This is a genomic window from Aeromonas ichthyocola, assembly GCF_046087985.1.
In the GTDB taxonomy this organism is placed as follows: Bacteria; Pseudomonadota; Gammaproteobacteria; order Enterobacterales; family Aeromonadaceae; genus Aeromonas; species Aeromonas rivipollensis.
In genome coordinates, this window is record NZ_JBJSWH010000001.1 from 849029 (window position 1) to 866404 (window position 17376).

Genomic DNA, 17376 nt, shown 5'->3' on the forward strand with positions numbered 1-17376 from the left:
ACGACGACAACAGGAGCAGAACATGCAGATCATTGCCCATCGCGGCGCCAGCGGTCTGGCGCCGGAGAACACCCTCAAGGCGATGGCCAAAGCGCTGGAGCTGGGAGTCAGCGCCATCGAGCTCGACGTGCAGGCGGCCGATGGCGAGTTGTGGGTCTTCCACGACCGGCGGCTGGAGCGTTGCACCGACGGCCACGGGGTGCTGACCGAGCAATCCCGGGACTATCTGGCGAGCCTGGATGCCGGTGAGGGAGAGCGGATCCCGACCCTGTGGCAGGTGATGAGCCTGATTGCCGGGCGCTGCGAGCTGCATATCGAGCTCAAGGGGGCGCATACCGCCGAGCGGTGGCGGCCCTGACCCGGCGGGCAGAGCCGAGCTGGGCTTTACTCCCGGGCAGTGGGTCGTCTCCTCCTTCCACCACCCGGAGCTGGCCCGATTTGCCGCCTTGCGGCCGATATCCGGCTCGGTGCCCTGACCGCCAACCTGCCGCTGCACGGTGCCCGCTTCGCCGAAGAGCTGGGTGCCTGGTCGCTCAATTGCGATGTGGACTTTGTCGATGCCGGGCTGGTGGCGGATGCCCATAGCCGTGGGCTCAAGATCCTGGTCTACACGGTCGACGAGTTGAGTGATGGGGCTGCATTGGCGGCCATGGGTGTCGATGGCATCTTTACCAACCGACCAGATCGATTCAGCTGAGTATCGGCGCGGCCTGGCGGCCCATCGGAGGTGAAAAAAGATCGAAAATTTCCTGTGCACCGGGATACATAAAGTCCACTTTCAGCCGATACAGAGTTGGCTCATAACAATAACAAACACCACACGGATCTCAGACTGACGCTCACAAGGATGTAAACATGAATCTATCCATCAAGAACAAGCTGGTCCTCGCCATCGGGGCCATTATCCTGGTCATCTCCAGCCTGCAGGTCTGGTACAACACCACCCAGCTGCGCAGCGAAACCCAGCGGCTGATCTGGAGCTTCATCGACGACAGCTCCATCGCCAACGTCAAGGGCATCTCCCGCTGGCTCGATGCGCGCATCGGCCTGGTCACCGCCACCAAGGAAGCCTTCACCAAGGAGGAGGAACCCCTCAGCCACCTGGCCCAGTCCATGAACGCAGGCAACTTCGACCTCGTCTATGTGGGCACCAAGGATGGCCGGATGATCCAGAGCAAGCAGACCAACCTGCCCGCTGGCTATGATCCGCGCCAGCGTCCCTGGTACAAGGACGCCATGGCGGCCGGCAAGCTCGCCATCACGGCCCCCTATGCCGATGCCTCGTCTGGCAACCTCATCATCACCATCGCCGAGCCCTTCAGCCGTGGCAACACCGACGGCGTCATCGCAGGTGACGTCTCCATCGATGGCCTGGTGCGCGATGTGCTGGCCATCAACTCGGAAGGCACCTACGCCATCCTGGTGGACAGCAACGGCACCATCATAGCCCACCCGGACAAGGCACTGACCCTCAAGCCCGCCACCGCCCTCTCCCCCGAGTTGACGGCGGCCAAGGTCAACGAACTGGCCCATGACAACACCATCTCCGAGATGGATATCAGCGGCAAGGCCAGCGTGTTCGACCTCACCGAGATCCCCAACACCAACTGGTATTTCGGCATAGTGGTGGACAAGGCTGTCGCCTACCAGTCCGTCTCCCGCATGGTCACCTCAGCCCTGCTGCAAGGTCTGCTGACCATCCTCATAGTCGCGGGCTTCTCCTACGTGGCCATCAACAGCTCCCTGGCCCCGCTGAAGACCCTCGGCGAGGCGATTGCGGATCTCTCCCGCGGCAACGGTGACCTGACCCGCCGCATCAAGATCGAGCGGGAAGACGAGGTCGGCACAGTCGCCAAGCACGTCAACACCTTCATCGAACGCATCCACGTCATGGTACAGGACATCTCCAACTCCTCCGGGCAGCTCAACCAGCAGGCAAGGTCCTCCCACGACATGGCGGAGAAATCCAACCAGGGTCTGGCGCGCCAGCAGAACGAGATCTCCCAGATAGCCACAGCGGTGCACGAGATGTCCGCCACCGCCGTCGAGGTCGCCAGCAATGCCGAGCAGACCGCGGAGGCAGCCCGCAGCTCCTCCAGCAGTTGCGAGCACGGCAAGCAGGTGATCGCCCGCAACCAGCGCTCCATCACGGATCTCGCCACCCAGGTCAAGCAGGCCTCCGGCATCATCCAGGAGCTGGAAAAGAACGCCCAGGAGATCAACACCATACTCTCCACCATCCAGGGCATCGCCGAGCAGACCAACCTGCTGGCGCTCAACGCCGCCATCGAGGCCGCCCGGGCCGGTGAGCAGGGTCGCGGCTTCGCCGTGGTCGCCGACGAGGTGCGGGTGCTGTCACAACGCACCCACAGCTCCACCGTCGAGATCCGCAGCATGATAGAGACGCTGCAGCGCAACACCCAGGGGGCCGTCAGCACCATGCACGAGGGCCAGCTGCTGGCCCAGAACAGCGTGGAAGACGCGAACGATGCCACCCAGGCCCTGGAGCAGATCACCACCTCCATCAACCAGATCTCCGACATGGCGACCCAGATCTCCAGTGCCGCCGAGGAGCAGCGGGCGGTGACCGACGAGGTCAGCCGCAATATCCAGGCGGTCAAGGACGTCTCGGACGAGCTGGCGGTGGATGCGGACAGCTCCCGCAATCTCTCGGCTCAACTTAAAAATATTTCAGGTGAGCTCAACAATCAGGTCGGCATGTTCCGCATCTGATCGACTCAATGAAAAGGGGCCGTCCAGGCCCCTTTTTTTATATAAACCCTTTTCGTTTCAATGGTTATAATTCCCCTTCGACACCGGACACTCTGTGATCTGCCTCTCCATTCGAGTATCCTTCTGACGCAGCTGATGCCTGCCCTGACTATATTCGCATTACTTTTTTCGATGTTTTTTCAGCAGCCACCAAGGTGATAATAGTTATCACTAAACATTTCTGATAAAAAACTTAAAAACTTTAGGGGTAATACCTAAAAAGAGAGGCATTTCTCATTTTTTTGAAAGAAAACTACGTACAATCTTGGGGTTAAAATCACCAGAGTAGCGAGTACGGCTGATCCAGATCACTGATGGATGGCGATAATGACGGCATTTTCATCCAAGGAATGGGGTGGGTTGTAATAAAAACCACCGTTGCCAAGCACTAAAACAAAGCAGTTTGACTTGCATCAAGCCTGAATTTTTTTCATAGAGCAAAATCGTGCCCAGCAAATCTATCCCTAAGGAGGCAGATGTGGATATTATCAAGACCGATGTTGCCATCATCGGTGCCGGTGGCGGTGGCCTGCGTGCCGCAATCGCCATTGCAGAAGCCCACCCGGAGCTGGAAATCGCCCTGATTTCCAAGGTCTATCCGATGCGCAGCCACACAGTGGCCGCCGAAGGTGGCGCCGCAGGCGTCGTCCGTGATGACGACTCCCTCGAAAACCACTTCAACGACACCGTCTCCGGTGGCGACTGGTTGTGTGAGCAGGACGTAGTCGAGTACTTCGTCAACAACGCCACCAACGAGATGATCCAGCTGGAGCACTGGGGCTGCCCCTGGAGCCGCAAGCCGGATGGCAAGGCCAACGTCCGCCGTTTCGGCGGGATGAAGATCCCGCGTACCTGGTTCGCCGCAGACAAGTCCGGTTTCCACATTCTGCACACCCTGTTCCAGACCTCCATCAAGTACCCGACCATCAAGCGCTATGACGAGCACTTCTGTCTGGATCTGATCGTGGAAGATGGCCGCGTCCAGGGCGTACTGACCTTCGACATCCAGAACGGCATCACCCGTTTCATCCAGGCCAAGTCAGTGGTGCTGGCCACCGGCGGTGCCGGTCGCGTTTACCGCTACAACACCAATGGCGGCATAGTCACCGGCGACGGCATGGCGTTGGCCTACCGTCACGGCGTGCCCCTGCGTGACATGGAGTTCGTCCAGTATCACCCGACCGGTCTGCCGGGCACCGGCATACTGATGACCGAAGGTTGTCGTGGCGAGGGTGGCATCCTGCTCAACAAGGATGGCTACCGCTACCTGCAAGACTACGGTCTGGGCCCGGAAACCCCGGTCGGCCAGCCGAAGAACAAGCACATGGAGCTGGGTCCCCGTGACCGTCTCTCCCAGGCATTCTGGCAAGAGCAGCAGAAAGGCCGCGTGATCCAGGGCCCCATGGGCGACGTGGTTCACCTCGACCTGCGTCACCTCGGCGAGAAGTACCTGAAAGAGCGTCTGCCCTTCATCTGCGAACTGGCCAAGGCCTACGTGGGTGTGGATCCGGTGAAAGAGCCGATCCCGGTCCGTCCGACTGCCCACTACACCATGGGCGGCATCGAGACTGACGGCAAGTGCGCCACCCGCATGCCAGGCCTCTACGCCGCTGGCGAGTGTGCCTCCGTCGGTCTGCACGGCGCCAACCGTCTGGGTTCCAACTCCCTGTCCGAGATAGTGGTCTTCGGCAAGGTGGCCGGTGAGCAGGCAGCCGAATTCGCGGCGACCCAGCAGCACGGCAACACCGAAGCACTGGCCGCCAAGGCCGAGGCGCTCATCAAGCAGCACCTCTCCCTGCTCGACATCGACGGGACCGAAAACCCGGCGGATATCCGCAACGAACTGGGCATGTCCATGGAAGCCGGCGTCGGTATCTACCGTACCGAAGAGCTGATGCAGGGCACCATCGACAAGATCAACGAGCTGAAGGCCCGTTACAAGAAGGTCAAGATCAACGACAAGTCCTCTGTCTTCAACACCGACCTGCTGTACGCCATCGAACTGGGCTACATGCTGGACGTGGCCGAAGCCATGGCCCATTCCGCCATCAACCGCAAAGAGTCTCGTGGTTCCCACCAGCGTCTGGACGGTTACGAAGAGCGGGATGACGTGAACTACCTCAAGCACTCCCTCTCCTTCTACAACCAGGAAGGCGCCCCGACCATCGATTACTCCGATGTGAAGATCACTAAATCCCAACCGGCAAAACGTGTGTACGGTTCCGAGGGTGAGAAACAAGACGAGGCTAAGAAGAATGGCTGAGATGATCGAAATTGAAATCCTGCGCTACCGTCCCGAGCAGGATAACGAGCCCTGGATGCAGACCTTCCAGGTGCCTTACCTGAAAGAGATGTCCCTGCTGGATGCCCTGCAATACATCAAGGATCAGCTCGACTCCACCCTGAGCTTCCGCTGGTCCTGCCGGATGGCGATCTGCGGCTCCTGCGGCATGATGGTCAACGGCATTCCGAAGCTGGGTTGCAAGACCTTCCTGCGGGACTACCTGCCGGGCAAGATGACCATAGAGCCCCTCAACAACTTCCCGATCGAACGCGACCTGGTGGTCGACATGTCCGATTTCATCGAGAAGCTGGAGAGCATCAAGCCCTACATCATCCCGTCCGAGCCGCGCAACCTGTGCGACGGCGAGTACACCCAGACCCCGGCTGACATGGCGAAGTATCACCAGTTCTCCATGTGCATCAACTGTGGCCTCTGCTACGCCGCCTGCCCGCAGTACGGCATCAACAAGAAGTTCACCGGTCCCGCGGCCCTGGCGCTGGCTTATCGCTACAACGCCGACAACCGCGACAGCGCGTCCAAGGAGCGGATGAAGATCATCAGCCAGGACGAAGGCGTCTGGGGCTGTACCTTCGTGGGTTACTGCTCTGACGTGTGCCCGAAAGGCGTAGACCCGGCCGCAGCCATCCAGCTTGGCAAGGTCGAGAGCGCCAAGGACTACATGATCGCCATGTTCAAGCCGGATTGAGACCAGGAGTGAGACCATGAACAACACCCAAAGCAAACGTAAGCCCTACGTGCGCGAGATGAAGAAAGACTGGTGGCTGAAGAATGCCTTCTACACCGGTTACATGATCCGCGAAGGCACCAGCATCTTCGTCTCCATCTATGCCGTGGTGCTGATGTGGGGTCTGCTGCGTCTGGTGCAGGGTCAGGAGGCGTTCAACGGCTGGCTGGAATCCCTGCAGAGCCCGGTTGCCATCCTGTTCCACGTCATCGCGCTGGCAGCCTGCCTGTTCCACGCCAAGACCTGGTTTGCCCTGGCCCCCAAGGCCATGCGCATCTTCCGTGGCGAAGACCTGGTGCCGGAGAAGCCGATCGTCATCGCTCAATATGTGGCGCTGGCGGCGGTATCCCTGCTGATCCTGATCATCGTGGCTTGAGGAGATTAATGATGAGACGTTCTGACGAACCCATTTACTGGGGACTCTTTGGTGCCGGTGGCATGGTGGTTGCCATGCTGCTGCCGGTGATTGTCCTCATTACCGGTCTGCTGGTGCCCATGGGCATCATGGACGTGGAGACCATGAGCTTTGAGCGCGTGCACGCCTTCGCCAGCTCCTGGTGGGGTGCCTGCATACTGCTGGTCATCATAGCCCTGCCGATCTGGCACGGCATGCACCGCATCTATCACGGCCTGCATGACCTTGGGATCCACACCACCAAGCTGCACCACTATGTGTTCTATGGCTTCGCCTTCCTGGTGTCCGCCATCACGGTCGGTCTGCTGATGGTGCTGGTACTCCAGTAATTCTTAGGTTGCCAGCAACAGATAATAAAACCGGGCCCAGTGCCCGGTTTTTGTTTGGCTGATATGCAACGGGCGGGCTAAGGACGCAGCGCTGGCTCCGGCCACAGGGCCCGCAGGGGCGCCGGCATGGCGCCGAGGCGAAGCAGCGGGGTCTGGTGCCAGTCGGCCAGTTTTTGCAGCGCCTTCTCCAGATCCTGCGCCAGGCTGGCGCTCACCCTGACCCCCTGCTCCAGATAGAGACTCTTGACCTCGAACACCCCCTCCTTGCGATGAGCCTTGGCGTCCATCCTGCCCACCAGCTGGCCCCGGCGCAGCAACGGCAGCACGAAGTAGCCGTACTGGCGCTTGGGAGCCGGGGTGTAGCACTCGATGCGGTAGTCAAAGCCAAAGAGCTCGCTGGCCCGCTTGCGATCCCACACCAGGGGATCGAAGGGCGAGAGCACGGCTGTGTGGGTCGCCTTGAGACTGCCAGCCTGGGCCCGGGCCAGCTCATCGCAGAGCGATGCGTGCACGAAGGCGCCGTGCTGCCAGCCCTCCACCCGCACCGGCAACAGCTCCCCCTCGTCCGCCAGCTGATGGAGCAGGGCGTCGTATTTGCCGCGCCGCAGGCGGTAGTAATCCGCCACCCAGCCGGTCTTGACCAGCCCCAGCGCCCGGCAGCTGGCCCGCACCATGTCTCGTTGGGCGAGCTCAGGGCTCGGCAGATCCCGCTCGTCGTTCCACTCGGGCATGACCCGTTCGGCGAGATCGTAGACCCGCTGGAAGTTGCGCCGCTCTCGCACCATCAGGCGCCCTGCGGTGAACAGCACCTCCAGGTGGCGCTTCTCGGGCTTCCAGTCCCACCAGCCGTTGCCCTTGCCCTCCTTGCGTTCAAAGTCGGCGGCCCGCACCGGGCCATCCCGGCGAATCCGCTCGACTATCTGCTCTATCTCGCCGCCGTGGGTCTTGAGCCACTGGGCGGAGAACTTCCAGCCCATGGCGGCGGGATCCAGCATCCGATGGCGCAGCAACCGGTAATCCTCGCGAGGGACGAAGCAGGCCTCGTGGGCCCAGTATTCGAAGAGATCCCCCTCGGCCAGCAACTGCTCCAGCCAGCGCGGATCGTAGTGGCCGAGCCGGCTGAACAGCACCAGATAGGGGCTGCGGGCCACCACAGAGATGGTGTCTATCTGCAGCAGCGCCATGCGCCTTATGCAGGCCAGCAGATCGGAGGGAGCAGCCTTGGCGCGGCGCGGGGTCAGCAGCCCCTGGGCTGCGAGTTGCAGGTGGCGGGCGTCTTGCAATGACAAATGGGGGATCGACATGAAGATAGGGGCATCCGTTCCTGGGTGTCAGGCCACCAGCATGCCCAAGCCGCCGCCAAATGAAAACGCCCCGTTCAGGGTTTGGTGAACACGGCTACATCGGCGTGGGGGAAGCAGAGCTCCGCCTGCCAGCGGGTCGCCAGGGCGCGAAACGAGGCCTCGGCGAAGAAGACGATATGGGTCGGATCGTGGCGGTAGCGCCACGTCTTGAAGCGCTCGTCTCCCAGCACCCGCTGGGTCTGCAACACCAGCACCCCGCCGGGGTTGAGGCAGCCCCAGAGCATGTCCAGCACGGCGCGGGGAGCGACCAGGTGCTCTATCACCTCGGTGCTGGTGATGAAATCGTAGCGACGGGTGAGCAGCTCGGGCTGGTCGGCGTAGAACTTGTCGTAACCCGCCATCTCGAAGCCCGCCTCCCGTCCCATGGCGATGAGTGCAGGCCCGGGGCCGCAGCCAAAATCGAGGCCGCTGGCAGGAGGGCTCACCCGGGAGAGCACCTCGCCGAAGGCCCGCATCAGGAAACCGCGGTAGCGGGGATCGTTCACCTGGTTGTCGTGCCCGTCATAGACCGCCTTCTCCGCCACCTCATCCAGATGATCCGCCGCATCCAGCCAGACCAGCTCGCACGCGAGGCAGCGATGATAGCGCTTGCCCGCCACCGGCAGGGGATAGGCTGCGGCTGGCACGGGCAAGGGGGCAGCAGGCGGTGGATGACATGAGCTCGCCTGCCCGTCTGGCGGCTCCTCCTGTCCGGCTAACAGCGGCGCAGATTGCCTGCCCGCCGCCTTGCTGACAACTTTTTTTACTCCTTAAGGGTTTCTTAAGTTTGCCCTTTTACTCTCAAGCCATCCCAAGAGAAGGAGCCAACCATGACCATAGAGATCCAAGCCCCCTACAGATTGCTGCTGGCACAGTCCCCGCAGCAGGTCATGGCGCTGCAAGCTTATATCCAGGCCGCCTACACCCTCGAATTCAACGCCCGCATTCCCCATTTTCTGCCCTGCCTGCTCGGGCTCTACCGAGCCGATGGGGTGCTGGTCGGAGCCTGTGGTCTCAAGCATGCCAGTGAGGGCCTCTCTATCTGGAACAGTATCTGGAGCAGCCCATCGAGGCCGCCATCGAAACCCGCCTCGGGGTACGTCCGGCCCGCAGCCGCATCATCGAAGTGGGCAACCTCGCCTGCAGCGAGCCGGGCAATGCCCGCCTGATGTTTGCCGCCCTGTGCCGGTTGCTGTGTGACAACGCCCTCGACTACGTGGTGTTCACCGGCACCGCCAAGCTGCGTAACAGCTTTGCCCGGCTGCGCCTCAACCCGGTGGAGCTGGCCCCTGCCCAGGCCCATCAGGTGGGGGAAGACGCCAGTGCCTGGGGGGAATACTACCGCTGCCAGCCCAAGGTGATGGCCGGGGACATCAATCAGGGGCGCGAGGTGCTGGCCCAGAGCAGCCTGCTGCTCAACCTGCTGGCCCCCATGCCGCCCCTGTTTGACGAGACCAGCAAGAGCAGTGACAACCAACCCCATCAAAAAAGGTGCGCCCTATGAGCCTGTTCGACGCCATCGCCAAACATGCCCGCGAGAATCCGCAATCCCCTGCGCTGCTGAGCAGCCAGCAGCGTCTCGACTACCACAACCTGTGGCAGCAGATCCAGCATCTGGCCGGCAAGCTGCAGCAAGCGGGCATTCAGCCGTCTGGCGCTGCAACTCGACAACGGCCTGCCCTGGGCGCTGCTATGATCTCGCCTGCACCCGTGCCGGTATCGTGGTGATCCCGGTGCCCCACTTCTTCAGTCAGGCCCAGCAGGAGTGGTTGCTGGAGAGCAGCGGCGCCGATGCGCTGGTCGGGCCCCATCATCAGGGGTGGCATGCCGCCGAGCCGCTGCAACTGATCACCGGCGAGCTGCCGCTCTGGCGCCACTCCTGCCCGGCCAATCTCGGCGCGCCCAAGGGCACCGCCAAGATCACCTACACCTCCGGCACAACGGGCCAGCCCAAGGGCGTCTGCCTGTCACTGACCCAGATGATGGCGGTGAGCATGCGCTGGCCGAGCGGGTCGCGCCAGCCAAGGTGGAAAAACACCTGACCCTGCTGCCGCTGGCCACCCTGCTTGAGAACATCACCGGCCTCTATGTGCCGCTGCTGACCGGCGCCTGCAGCCGCATTCCGTCCCTCGGCGAGCTCGGCTTCACCGGCTCCAGCTCGCTCAATCCAGCCATGCTGGGGGAGGCCCTGCTGCGCTGGCCGACCCACAGTCTGGTGCTGGTGCCCGAACTGCTGCGCCTGCTGCTGGCGCTCTGCACCAGCACCCCGACGCTGGCCCAGCAGCTCAAGAGCCTGCGCTTTATTGCCGTCGGTGGCGGCAAGGTGGCTCCTGACCTTATCGCTCATGCCCGCCAGCTCGGCCTGCCGGTGTATGAAGGGTATGGCCTCTCGGAGTGCGGCTCTGTGGTGGCGCTCAACGGCCCGGACGCCGACAAGATGGGCAGCGTGGGCCGCCCCCTGCCCCACTGTCAGGTCACCATCGCCAGCGATGGCGAAATTATGGTGAGCGGCAGCGCCATGCTGGGCTATCTCGGCAGCGAAGACTCCCGAACAGAGCGACTGGCGAGCCTTCTGACACAGATCGCCACTGGCGATCTGGGTCATCTGGATGATGAGGGCTACCTGCATATCACCGGGCGCAAGAAGAACGTCCAGATCACCGCCTTTGGCCGCAACTTTTCGCCGGAATGGGTGGAAGCTCAGGCCCAGCTTTGTCCGGCCATCGCCCGCATAGTGGTCTTTGGCGATGGTCAGCCCGCCAACGTGGCGCTGATCCAGCCCCTGCCGGGCAGAGGCAGAACTGCCCAGCAGATCGAAGGCTCAACCAGCGTCTGCCCGATTATGCCCGGCTCCATCACTGGCTGCCGGTGGCGCTGGATCAGCACCCCGGCCTGCTGACGGCCAACGGCCGCCCCCGTCGCAACGAGATTTATCACCACTTTTCCCGGCAGATCACCCAAGGCCTCACAGGAGAGACCTCATGAGCTTCTACCAGACCCTGCAACACGCCACCGCCTCCGAGCGCGAGCACCTGTTCAATGCCCCCATCATCGAGGCCTGCCGCCGCGGCGACATCAGCCGGGAGACCTACCTCGCCTTCCTGGCAGAGGCTTACTACCACGTGCGCCACACTGTGCCGCTGCTGATGGCCACCGGCGGCAAGCTGGGACAGGAGTATGAGTGGGTGCGCGGCGCCATCCGGGAGTACATAGACGAGGAGTACGGTCATCAGGAGTGGATCTTAAGCGACATCCGCGCCTGCGGCGGTGACGCCGAGGCGGTGCGCCACGGCCAGCCGGGTCTGCCCATAGAGCTGATGGTGGCCTTCCTCTACGACCAGATCCAGCGCGGCAACCCCATGGGCTTCTTCGGCATGGTGCAGGTGCTGGAAGGCACCAGCGTCGCCATCGCCCTGACGGTGGCTGACCAGCTCAAGAGCGGTCTGGGCCTGCCGCCCCAGGCGATGAGCTACCTGAGCTCCCACGGCGCCCTGGATCAGGAGCACCTCAAGTTCTTCGAGTCCCTGATGAACCGGGTGGAAGACCCGGCGGATCAGGCCGCCATCGTTCACTCGGCCAAGGTGGTCTACCGCCTCTATGGCGACATGCTCCATCAGCTCACGGGATCCTGCCAATGAAGCTTGAAGGGAAACGCATACTGCTCACCGGCGCCAGCGGCGGCATAGGGGAAGCCCTGGCCATGGAGCTGGCGGCCCAGGGGGCGCACCTGCTGCTGCACGGACGCCGGGCCAGCGCCCTGGAGCGCCTGCGCAAGGAGCTGCCTCATTCCGAACGCCATCAGACGGTGACCGCCGATCTGGGCTCGCCCCAGGAGCGGGCCAGGCTGTTGCAGCACCCGGCGCTGGAGCAGGGGCTGGATGTGCTCATCAACAGCGCGGGCTGCAACCAGTTTGCCTGGCTGGAGGATCAGAGCGGCGAGCAGGTGACGCGCCAGCTGCTGCTCAACATAGAGGCGCCCATCCAGCTCACCCGCGCCCTGCTGCCCCGGCTGCGCAAGCCCGCCGTCATCATGAACATAGGCTCCAGCCTCGGGGCCATCGGCTATGCCGGTTACAGCGTCTATTGCGCCAGCAAGTTCGCCCTGCGGGGCTTTAGCGAGTCTCTGGGGCGAGAGCTGGAGGGCACCGGCATCAAGGTGCTGCACTTTGCCCCCCGCGCCACCCGCACTCACCTCAACTCCCAGGCGGCCTACGCCATGAATGCCGAGCTCGGGACCCGGACCGACAGCCCCCAGGACGTGGCAGAGGAGGCCGTCATCGCCCTGTGCAACGAGACGCGCCGCAGCTGGCTCGGCTGGCCGGAGAAGCTGTTCGTGCGGCTCAATGCCCTGCTGCCCGCCCTGGTCGACAAGGCGCTGGCCAGACAACTGCCCATCATAGAACGCCATGCCCGCCACCCTGTCCCCCTGGCCACAGATCACGGGGACAACCCCGCCTGTGCCACACACGAGAAGGAACATTGAGATGAAACACGCCACTTTCCGCCCCCGATTTGGTCACAGTCTCCTGCTGCTCGCCCTAGGAGGCACGTTGACAAGCAGCCTGGTTCAGGCCGCCGATGCCCTGCCCACCATTCAGCAGCAGTGGGCCCACTGCCAGTATCAAGAGACTGGCAAGGCCAAGGAGAGCTGTCTTGAGACCCTGAGCGCCCAGGCGGAGCAGGCCAGTGCCAAGGAGGCCTTTCGCACCGATCTGCTGATCTGGTCCGCCATCGTCAAGAGCACCTGGGCCGGCGCCAAGGGCGGCCTCGGGGCCCTCAGCCTGGTGAAGGAGGCCAAGGCCAAGCTGGAGATCGCCATCAAGCAGGATCCCAAGGCGCTGGAGGGCTCCGCCTACACCAGCCTGGGCTCCCTCTACTACCAGGTGCCAGGCTGGCCGGTCGGCTTCGGGGATGACGACAAGGCCGAGCAGTTGCTCAAGCAGGCGCTCGCCATCAACCCCACCGGCATAGATCCCAATTTCTTCTACGGCGACTTCCTGCTGGATCAGGGGGACAAGGCCCAGGCGAAGATCTATCTGGACAAGGCCCTGGCCGCCCCGGCCAGACCGGGCCGCGAGGCGGCGGACGAAGGACGCAGGACGGAAATCCGCGAGCGTCTCGCCAAGCTATAAACACAAGCAGATCAGTGCGCTATTTAAACTCTGCCCACCAACTTGCATACTGGTGGGCAGCGTCATTTGAGGGAGAGAACAATGCGAGTCCTGTTGGTAGAAGATGACATCATGCTGGGGGATGGCATGGTGGATGCCCTGCGCAGCAGCGGTTACACAGTGGACTGGCTGCAGCAGGGGTTGCCCGCCCTGTCGGCGCTCAAGAGCGAGGAGTTCGCCGCCCTCATCCTGGATCTCAATCTGCCGGACATCGACGGCATCAGCCTGCTGCGCAAGCTGCGCCGGGAGGGACAGACGCTGCCGGTGCTCATCCTCACCGCCCGGGATGCCCTGGACGATCGGGTGCTGGGGCTGGATGCGGGCTCCGATGACTACATGGTCAAGCCCTTCGCCCTGCAGGAGCTCAACGCCCGCCTGCGCGCCCTGGTGCGCCGCAGCAAGGGCCAGGCCCAGGCGGTGCTGGAGTATGGCGACATCCTCATCTACCCCGAGTCCCAGCAGGTCACCTATCAGGGAGAGGCGGTCAAGCTGACCCCCCACGAGTACAAGCTGCTGCAGGAGCTCATCAGCCAGAGCGGCCGGGTGCTGAGCCGCGATCAGCTGCAGCAGAGCCTCTACGGCTGGGACGAGGGGGCCGAGAGCAATGCGGTGGAGGTGCACATTCACCACCTGCGCAAGAAGTTCTTCCCCGAGCTCATCCGCAACATCCGCGGCGTCGGCTACATAGTGCCGCAGCCAGATACCCCGGGCAGCAGAGGGATGCCCGCCCGATGAGTCGCGTCCGCTCCATTCGCCGCTTCCTGCTCTCCGGCATCCTTGCCCTGGTCAGCCTCAGCCTGGCCGTCAGCGGCCTCATCGGCTACCTGGAAGCCAACCACGAGATGGAAGAACTGTTCGATGCCCGTCTCGCCCAGTCCGCCCGCATCACCAACCAGCTGCTCAGCCGTTATCTGAAGCAGCGCGGCGAACTGCCCAGCAACGGGGCCGTCTACCAGGAGTGGGAGCAGGCCGTGCCCGCCGACCCCCATCAGGAGAAGCGCAGCTTCAGCCAGCTGGGGCGGGACAACGAGTTCACCCCCTATGGCCACGAGTTCGAGCACAACCTCTACTTCCAGCTGCTCAACGAGCAAGGCACCATACTGCTGCGCTCACCCAATGCGCCGGAGCAGCCCCTGACCACCCTGGAGCGCGGCTTCAACAGCGAGACCAAGGATCACCACGAGTGGCGCACCTTCACCCTCTACAACGAAGATGAGCAGACCTGGCTCATAGTCGCGGAGCGGGATGACGAGCGGGGGGAGCTGGCCAGCAAGATGGCCACCCTGACCATGCTGCCGCTCTTCATCACCCTGCCCTTCCTGCTCGGCCTGCTGTGGTGGCTGGTCACCCGGGGGCTGGCTCCACTGAATCAACTCACCCAGGCCATCGGCGAGCGCCATCCCGCCAACCTGAGCCCGCTCAACCTGGCCATCAAGGCCGAGGAGCTGACGCCGCTGGTGTCGGAGATCAACCGCCTGATGCACACCCTGGCGGACACCATAGAGCGGGAGAAGCAGTTCACCAACGAGGCAGCCCACGAACTGCGCACCCCGCTGGCGGTGCTGCGCATCCACAGTGAAAATGCCCTGGCCGCCGAGGATGACGCCAGCCGCGAGCAGGCCCTGCGCAAGATGCTGCTGGCTCTCGATCGCAGCGACCGGCTGATCCGCCAGCTGCTGACCCAGGCCCGCATCGACAACCAGCAGGCCCCGGCGCTCGGCAAGCTGGATCTGAGCCTGCTGCTGCAGGGCACCCTGGCTACCCTGGCCCCCATAGCCCTGAGGAAGGATCTGCAGCTCTCCCTGGAGGGGGACGAGCATCTGCAGGTGATGGGGCAGGCCATGTTGCTGGATCTGATGTTTGGCAACCTCATCGACAACGCGCTGCGCTACACCCAGGTGGGCGGCGAGGTCGCCGTGGTGATCACCCAGGAGGGCAACAGGGTCAGGGTGGATGTGCGGGACAACGGCCCCGGCATCCCCACCGCCGCCCTGTCGCGCCTGTGCGAGCGCTTCTTCCGGGTCAATCCCCAGCAAGGGGACGGGGTGGGCCTTGGCATGGCCATAGTGCAGCGCATAGTGCAGCTGCACGGCGCGGATCTCGACATCCACAACAGGCCAGAGGGGGGCCTGGAGGTGAGCGTGCTGCTGCCCGCCCCGCCGCGCCCGGCATAGACGGTGCAAGCCTGAGGGGAAAAAAAGCGCGGGGGCCCAAGCCCCCGCGCACCATTTGTGATCCCAAAGAGGCCTTCCTAGCCACAGCTCGGCTGCACAGTGAAGGTGCGGGAAGAGTCCACCGGCCCCAGCTCCGCCAGCAGGCGACGGCCGAGCAGCACGGGATAGATCATGTCGCTGCGATCCCGCAGGGTGAACCACTCCTTGTAGAGCTTGTCACCGACACAGACAGACATGGTCACAGTGGGGCGCTCCTCCATGCCACCGGCGCCGCGCACCGTCACGCTGCGCTCCACCGGGCGCTCCAGGGTCTGGCGCACCTCCTTGTCGGTGTTGGCATCGGTCAGCACCAGGGTGAAGCGCACCCAGGGCTTGCCGTCACGCTTGAAGTGGTGCAGCTCTCGCGCATCGAGCGAGGACGTGAGGGCGCCGGTATCCAGCTTCATCTTGACCGCCACCCCACCCGGCATGAGCACGCCCTTCTCGATCCAGCCATAGACGGTGGGGGCGGCCCAGGCGCCCGATGAGAGGCAGAGGCTGGCCAGCAACAACCAGCCTGCTTTGTGTGATACGGACAATGTGTTCTCCTCGTCGAAGCGGGCCCACGCTGGCCCTCTGCGCCAGAGTGGGCAGCACACAGGCCACTGTCAACTGGCAAAAGGGGCGCAGGGGCCCCAAACCCCGGCCTATGGCGTTCACGGCATGGGGGATCCGACAGCAGTTGACCGTGATGCAAGGGGCAAAAAGAGGGAAGAGAGGGGCCGTGGCGAAGGTGCTGGATGAAGCTGGTGGCCAACCTCAGGTTGTGACGCCAAAGGCTAACACAATGATGAGCGAATTATCAGTCTTGTTCTGGCGGGATTTTTGCCTAGACTGTTGTAAACCGGAGGCCTTGAAAACCTGCGGTTTTTTTGTGCCTGCCGAAAATTTTGCCCACTGCAACAGTGACTTTCACAAGGCTCAATAAGGAATTTGCAATGCGTATCGAAGAAGACTTGAAGCTCGGTTTCAAGGATGTACTGTTTCGTCCCAAGCGCTCTACCCTCAAGAGCCGCTCCCAAGTCAGCCTGACCCGTCAGTTCACCTTCAAGCACACCCAGACCCAGTGGCAGGGGGTGCCCGTCATCGCCGCCAACATGGACACCGTCGGCACCTTCGCCATGGCGCGTACCCTGGCGGGCTTCGAGATGATGACGGCGGTACACAAGCACTACAGCCTGGCCCAGTGGCAAACCTTCGTCAGCAAAACCGATCCGGCCCTGCTCGGCCATGTGATGGTCTCCACCGGCACCTCCGAAGAGGACTTCATCAAGACCCGCCAGATCCTCGCCATGTCCGAGGCGCTGCGCTTCATCTGCGTGGACGTGGCCAACGGCTACTCCCAACACTTCGTCGAGTTCCTGCGCAAGACTCGTGAAGCCTGCCCCAACCACGTCATCCTGGCGGGCAACGTGGTCACTGGCGAGATGGTGGAGGAGCTGATCCTCTCCGGCGCCGACATCGTCAAGGTGGGCATAGGCCCGGGCTCGGTCTGCACCACAAGGGTCAAGACAGGGGTGGGCTATCCCCAGCTCTCCGCCATCATAGAGTGCGCCGATGCGGCCCACGGCCTCGGCGGCCAGATCGTCGGTGACGGCGGCTGCACCTGCCCGGGCGACGTGGCCAAGGCGTTCGGCGGCGGCGCCGACTTCGTGATGCTGGGGGGCATGCTGGCGGCCCACGAGGAGTGTGGCGGCGAGGTGGTGGATATCGATGGCGCCCCCTTCATGAAGTTCTACGGCATGAGCTCGTCGAGCGCCATGGACAAGCACGCCGGCGGTGTCGCCGAGTACCGTGCCTCCGAGGGCAAGACGGTGCTGCTGCCCTACCGCGGCCCGGTCGAGAACGCAGTGCGCGACATCCTGGGCGGCGTGCGCTCCACCTGCACCTACGTCGGCGCCAGCCAGCTCAAGGAGCTCACCAAGCGCACCACCTTTATCCGGGTGCGCGAGCAGGAGAACAACGTCTACGGCAAGGTAAACCTGGTTCATCTGCTTTACCGCCAGCTTAAAGAACTGCACAAAGCGCACACCACCTTTATCCGGGTCGTGAGCAGGAGAACAACGTCTACGGCAAGGAGTAACCTGCCGCTCCCCTTAACCGT

13 protein-coding genes and 4 pseudogenes are annotated in these 17376 nt (G+C 63.0%); 14 read left to right on the forward strand and 3 right to left on the reverse strand.

Features of this window, described 5'->3' with window-relative positions; translation table 11 throughout:
• Positions 1-22: 22 nt before the first annotated feature.
• The 6 genes and pseudogenes from ACF2JD_RS04045 (at position 23) to frdD (ending at position 6545) form a co-directional block, all read left to right on the forward strand.
• Positions 23-697 (forward strand): annotated as a pseudogene (locus ACF2JD_RS04045) (glycerophosphodiester phosphodiesterase).
• A 158-nt stretch (positions 698-855) separates the two neighbouring features.
• Positions 856-2733 (forward strand): methyl-accepting chemotaxis protein, encoded by a 1878-nt coding sequence (locus ACF2JD_RS04050; protein ID WP_392417960.1) that lies wholly within the window; start codon positions 856-858, stop codon positions 2731-2733.
• Between the two features lie 517 nt (positions 2734-3250).
• Positions 3251-5035: a fumarate reductase (quinol) flavoprotein subunit gene (gene frdA / locus ACF2JD_RS04055; protein WP_025326131.1), complete on the forward strand. Its 1785-nt coding sequence runs from the start codon at positions 3251-3253 to the stop codon at positions 5033-5035.
• The gene (locus tag ACF2JD_RS04060; RefSeq protein WP_025326130.1) at positions 5028-5762 is read left to right on the forward strand and encodes a succinate dehydrogenase/fumarate reductase iron-sulfur subunit; all 735 of its coding nucleotides are present in this window, start codon (positions 5028-5030) and stop codon (positions 5760-5762) included. The genes frdA and ACF2JD_RS04060 overlap by 8 nt, the downstream gene beginning before the upstream one ends.
• Positions 5763-5778: 16 nt before the next feature.
• A complete protein-coding gene (locus tag ACF2JD_RS04065; RefSeq protein WP_106887562.1) occupies positions 5779-6177 on the forward strand; it encodes a fumarate reductase subunit C in 399 nt (132 codons plus the stop codon).
• Between the two features lie 11 nt (positions 6178-6188).
• Positions 6189-6545, forward strand: coding sequence for a fumarate reductase subunit FrdD (frdD, locus tag ACF2JD_RS04070; RefSeq protein WP_033130989.1), 357 nt, complete (start codon positions 6189-6191; stop codon positions 6543-6545).
• A gap of 77 nt (positions 6546-6622) precedes the next feature.
• Here the strand turns inward: frdD and ACF2JD_RS04075 are convergent, their stop codons facing one another.
• Positions 6623-7849: a DNA glycosylase AlkZ-like family protein gene (locus ACF2JD_RS04075; RefSeq protein ID WP_440986815.1), complete on the reverse strand. Its 1227-nt coding sequence runs from the start codon at positions 7847-7849 to the stop codon at positions 6623-6625.
• A gap of 74 nt (positions 7850-7923) precedes the next feature.
• A complete protein-coding gene (locus ACF2JD_RS04080; RefSeq protein ID WP_440986816.1) occupies positions 7924-8541 on the reverse strand; it encodes a methyltransferase domain-containing protein in 618 nt (205 codons plus the stop codon).
• A 177-nt stretch (positions 8542-8718) separates the two neighbouring features.
• On the opposite strand from ACF2JD_RS04080, the pseudogene ACF2JD_RS04085 reads away from it, so the two are divergent.
• The 7 genes and pseudogenes from ACF2JD_RS04085 to ACF2JD_RS04115 all read left to right on the forward strand — a co-directional run bounded on the left by ACF2JD_RS04085 (position 8719) and on the right by ACF2JD_RS04115 (position 15233).
• Positions 8719-9392: pseudogene (locus ACF2JD_RS04085) on the forward strand (thermostable hemolysin).
• Positions 9389-10873 (forward strand): annotated as a pseudogene (locus ACF2JD_RS04090) (AMP-dependent synthetase/ligase). The pseudogenes ACF2JD_RS04085 and ACF2JD_RS04090 overlap by 4 nt, the downstream one beginning before the upstream one ends.
• Entirely contained in the window at positions 10870-11526 is a 657-nt protein-coding gene (locus ACF2JD_RS04095) for a TenA family transcriptional regulator (RefSeq protein WP_427253821.1), read from the forward strand. Before ACF2JD_RS04090 ends, ACF2JD_RS04095 begins: the two are co-directional and overlap by 4 nt.
• Positions 11523-12371, forward strand: a complete 849-nt coding sequence (locus ACF2JD_RS04100) for an SDR family oxidoreductase (protein ID WP_106887567.1) — start codon at positions 11523-11525, stop codon at positions 12369-12371. The genes ACF2JD_RS04095 and ACF2JD_RS04100 overlap by 4 nt, the downstream gene beginning before the upstream one ends.
• A 1-nt stretch (position 12372) precedes the next feature.
• Entirely contained in the window at positions 12373-13020 is a 648-nt protein-coding gene (locus ACF2JD_RS04105) for a tetratricopeptide repeat protein (protein ID WP_106887568.1), read from the forward strand.
• Between the two features lie 81 nt (positions 13021-13101).
• Positions 13102-13794, forward strand: coding sequence for a response regulator (locus tag ACF2JD_RS04110; RefSeq protein ID WP_106887569.1), 693 nt, complete (start codon positions 13102-13104; stop codon positions 13792-13794).
• Positions 13791-15233 carry an ATP-binding protein gene (locus tag ACF2JD_RS04115; protein ID WP_111910351.1) on the forward strand — a complete coding sequence of 481 codons (1443 nt, stop codon included), beginning with the start codon at positions 13791-13793 and terminating at the stop codon, positions 15231-15233. The genes ACF2JD_RS04110 and ACF2JD_RS04115 overlap by 4 nt, the downstream gene beginning before the upstream one ends.
• 77 nt (positions 15234-15310) lie before the next feature.
• Here the strand turns inward: ACF2JD_RS04115 and rloA3 are convergent, their stop codons facing one another.
• Entirely contained in the window at positions 15311-15811 is a 501-nt protein-coding gene (rloA3, locus tag ACF2JD_RS04120) for a retropepsin-like aspartic peptidase RloA3 (RefSeq protein ID WP_106887571.1), read from the reverse strand.
• A gap of 399 nt (positions 15812-16210) precedes the next feature.
• Here rloA3 and ACF2JD_RS04125 point away from each other — a divergent pair.
• Positions 16211-17248: pseudogene (locus ACF2JD_RS04125) on the forward strand (GMP reductase); the annotation flags it as partial.
• Between the last annotated feature and the right edge of the window lie 128 nt (positions 17249-17376).

What these genes read in the sequence shown, in the direction of transcription:
- ACF2JD_RS04075 (WP_440986815.1), bottom strand. Translation starts at nt 7,849, where the DNA reads ATGTCGATCCCCCATTTGTCATTGCAAGACGCCCGCCACCTGCAACTC.
- ACF2JD_RS04110 (WP_106887569.1), top strand. Translation starts at nt 13,102, where the DNA reads ATGCGAGTCCTGTTGGTAGAAGATGACATCATGCTGGGGGATGGCATG.
- ACF2JD_RS04105 (WP_106887568.1), top strand. Translation starts at nt 12,373, where the DNA reads ATGAAACACGCCACTTTCCGCCCCCGATTTGGTCACAGTCTCCTGCTG.
- ACF2JD_RS04065 (WP_106887562.1), top strand. Translation starts at nt 5,779, where the DNA reads ATGAACAACACCCAAAGCAAACGTAAGCCCTACGTGCGCGAGATGAAG.
- ACF2JD_RS04115 (WP_111910351.1), top strand. Translation starts at nt 13,791, where the DNA reads ATGAGTCGCGTCCGCTCCATTCGCCGCTTCCTGCTCTCCGGCATCCTT.
- frdD (WP_033130989.1), top strand. Translation starts at nt 6,189, where the DNA reads ATGAGACGTTCTGACGAACCCATTTACTGGGGACTCTTTGGTGCCGGT.
- ACF2JD_RS04100 (WP_106887567.1), top strand. Translation starts at nt 11,523, where the DNA reads ATGAAGCTTGAAGGGAAACGCATACTGCTCACCGGCGCCAGCGGCGGC.
- ACF2JD_RS04050 (WP_392417960.1), top strand. Translation starts at nt 856, where the DNA reads ATGAATCTATCCATCAAGAACAAGCTGGTCCTCGCCATCGGGGCCATT.
- ACF2JD_RS04060 (WP_025326130.1), top strand. Translation starts at nt 5,028, where the DNA reads ATGGCTGAGATGATCGAAATTGAAATCCTGCGCTACCGTCCCGAGCAG.
- ACF2JD_RS04095 (WP_427253821.1), top strand. Translation starts at nt 10,870, where the DNA reads ATGAGCTTCTACCAGACCCTGCAACACGCCACCGCCTCCGAGCGCGAG.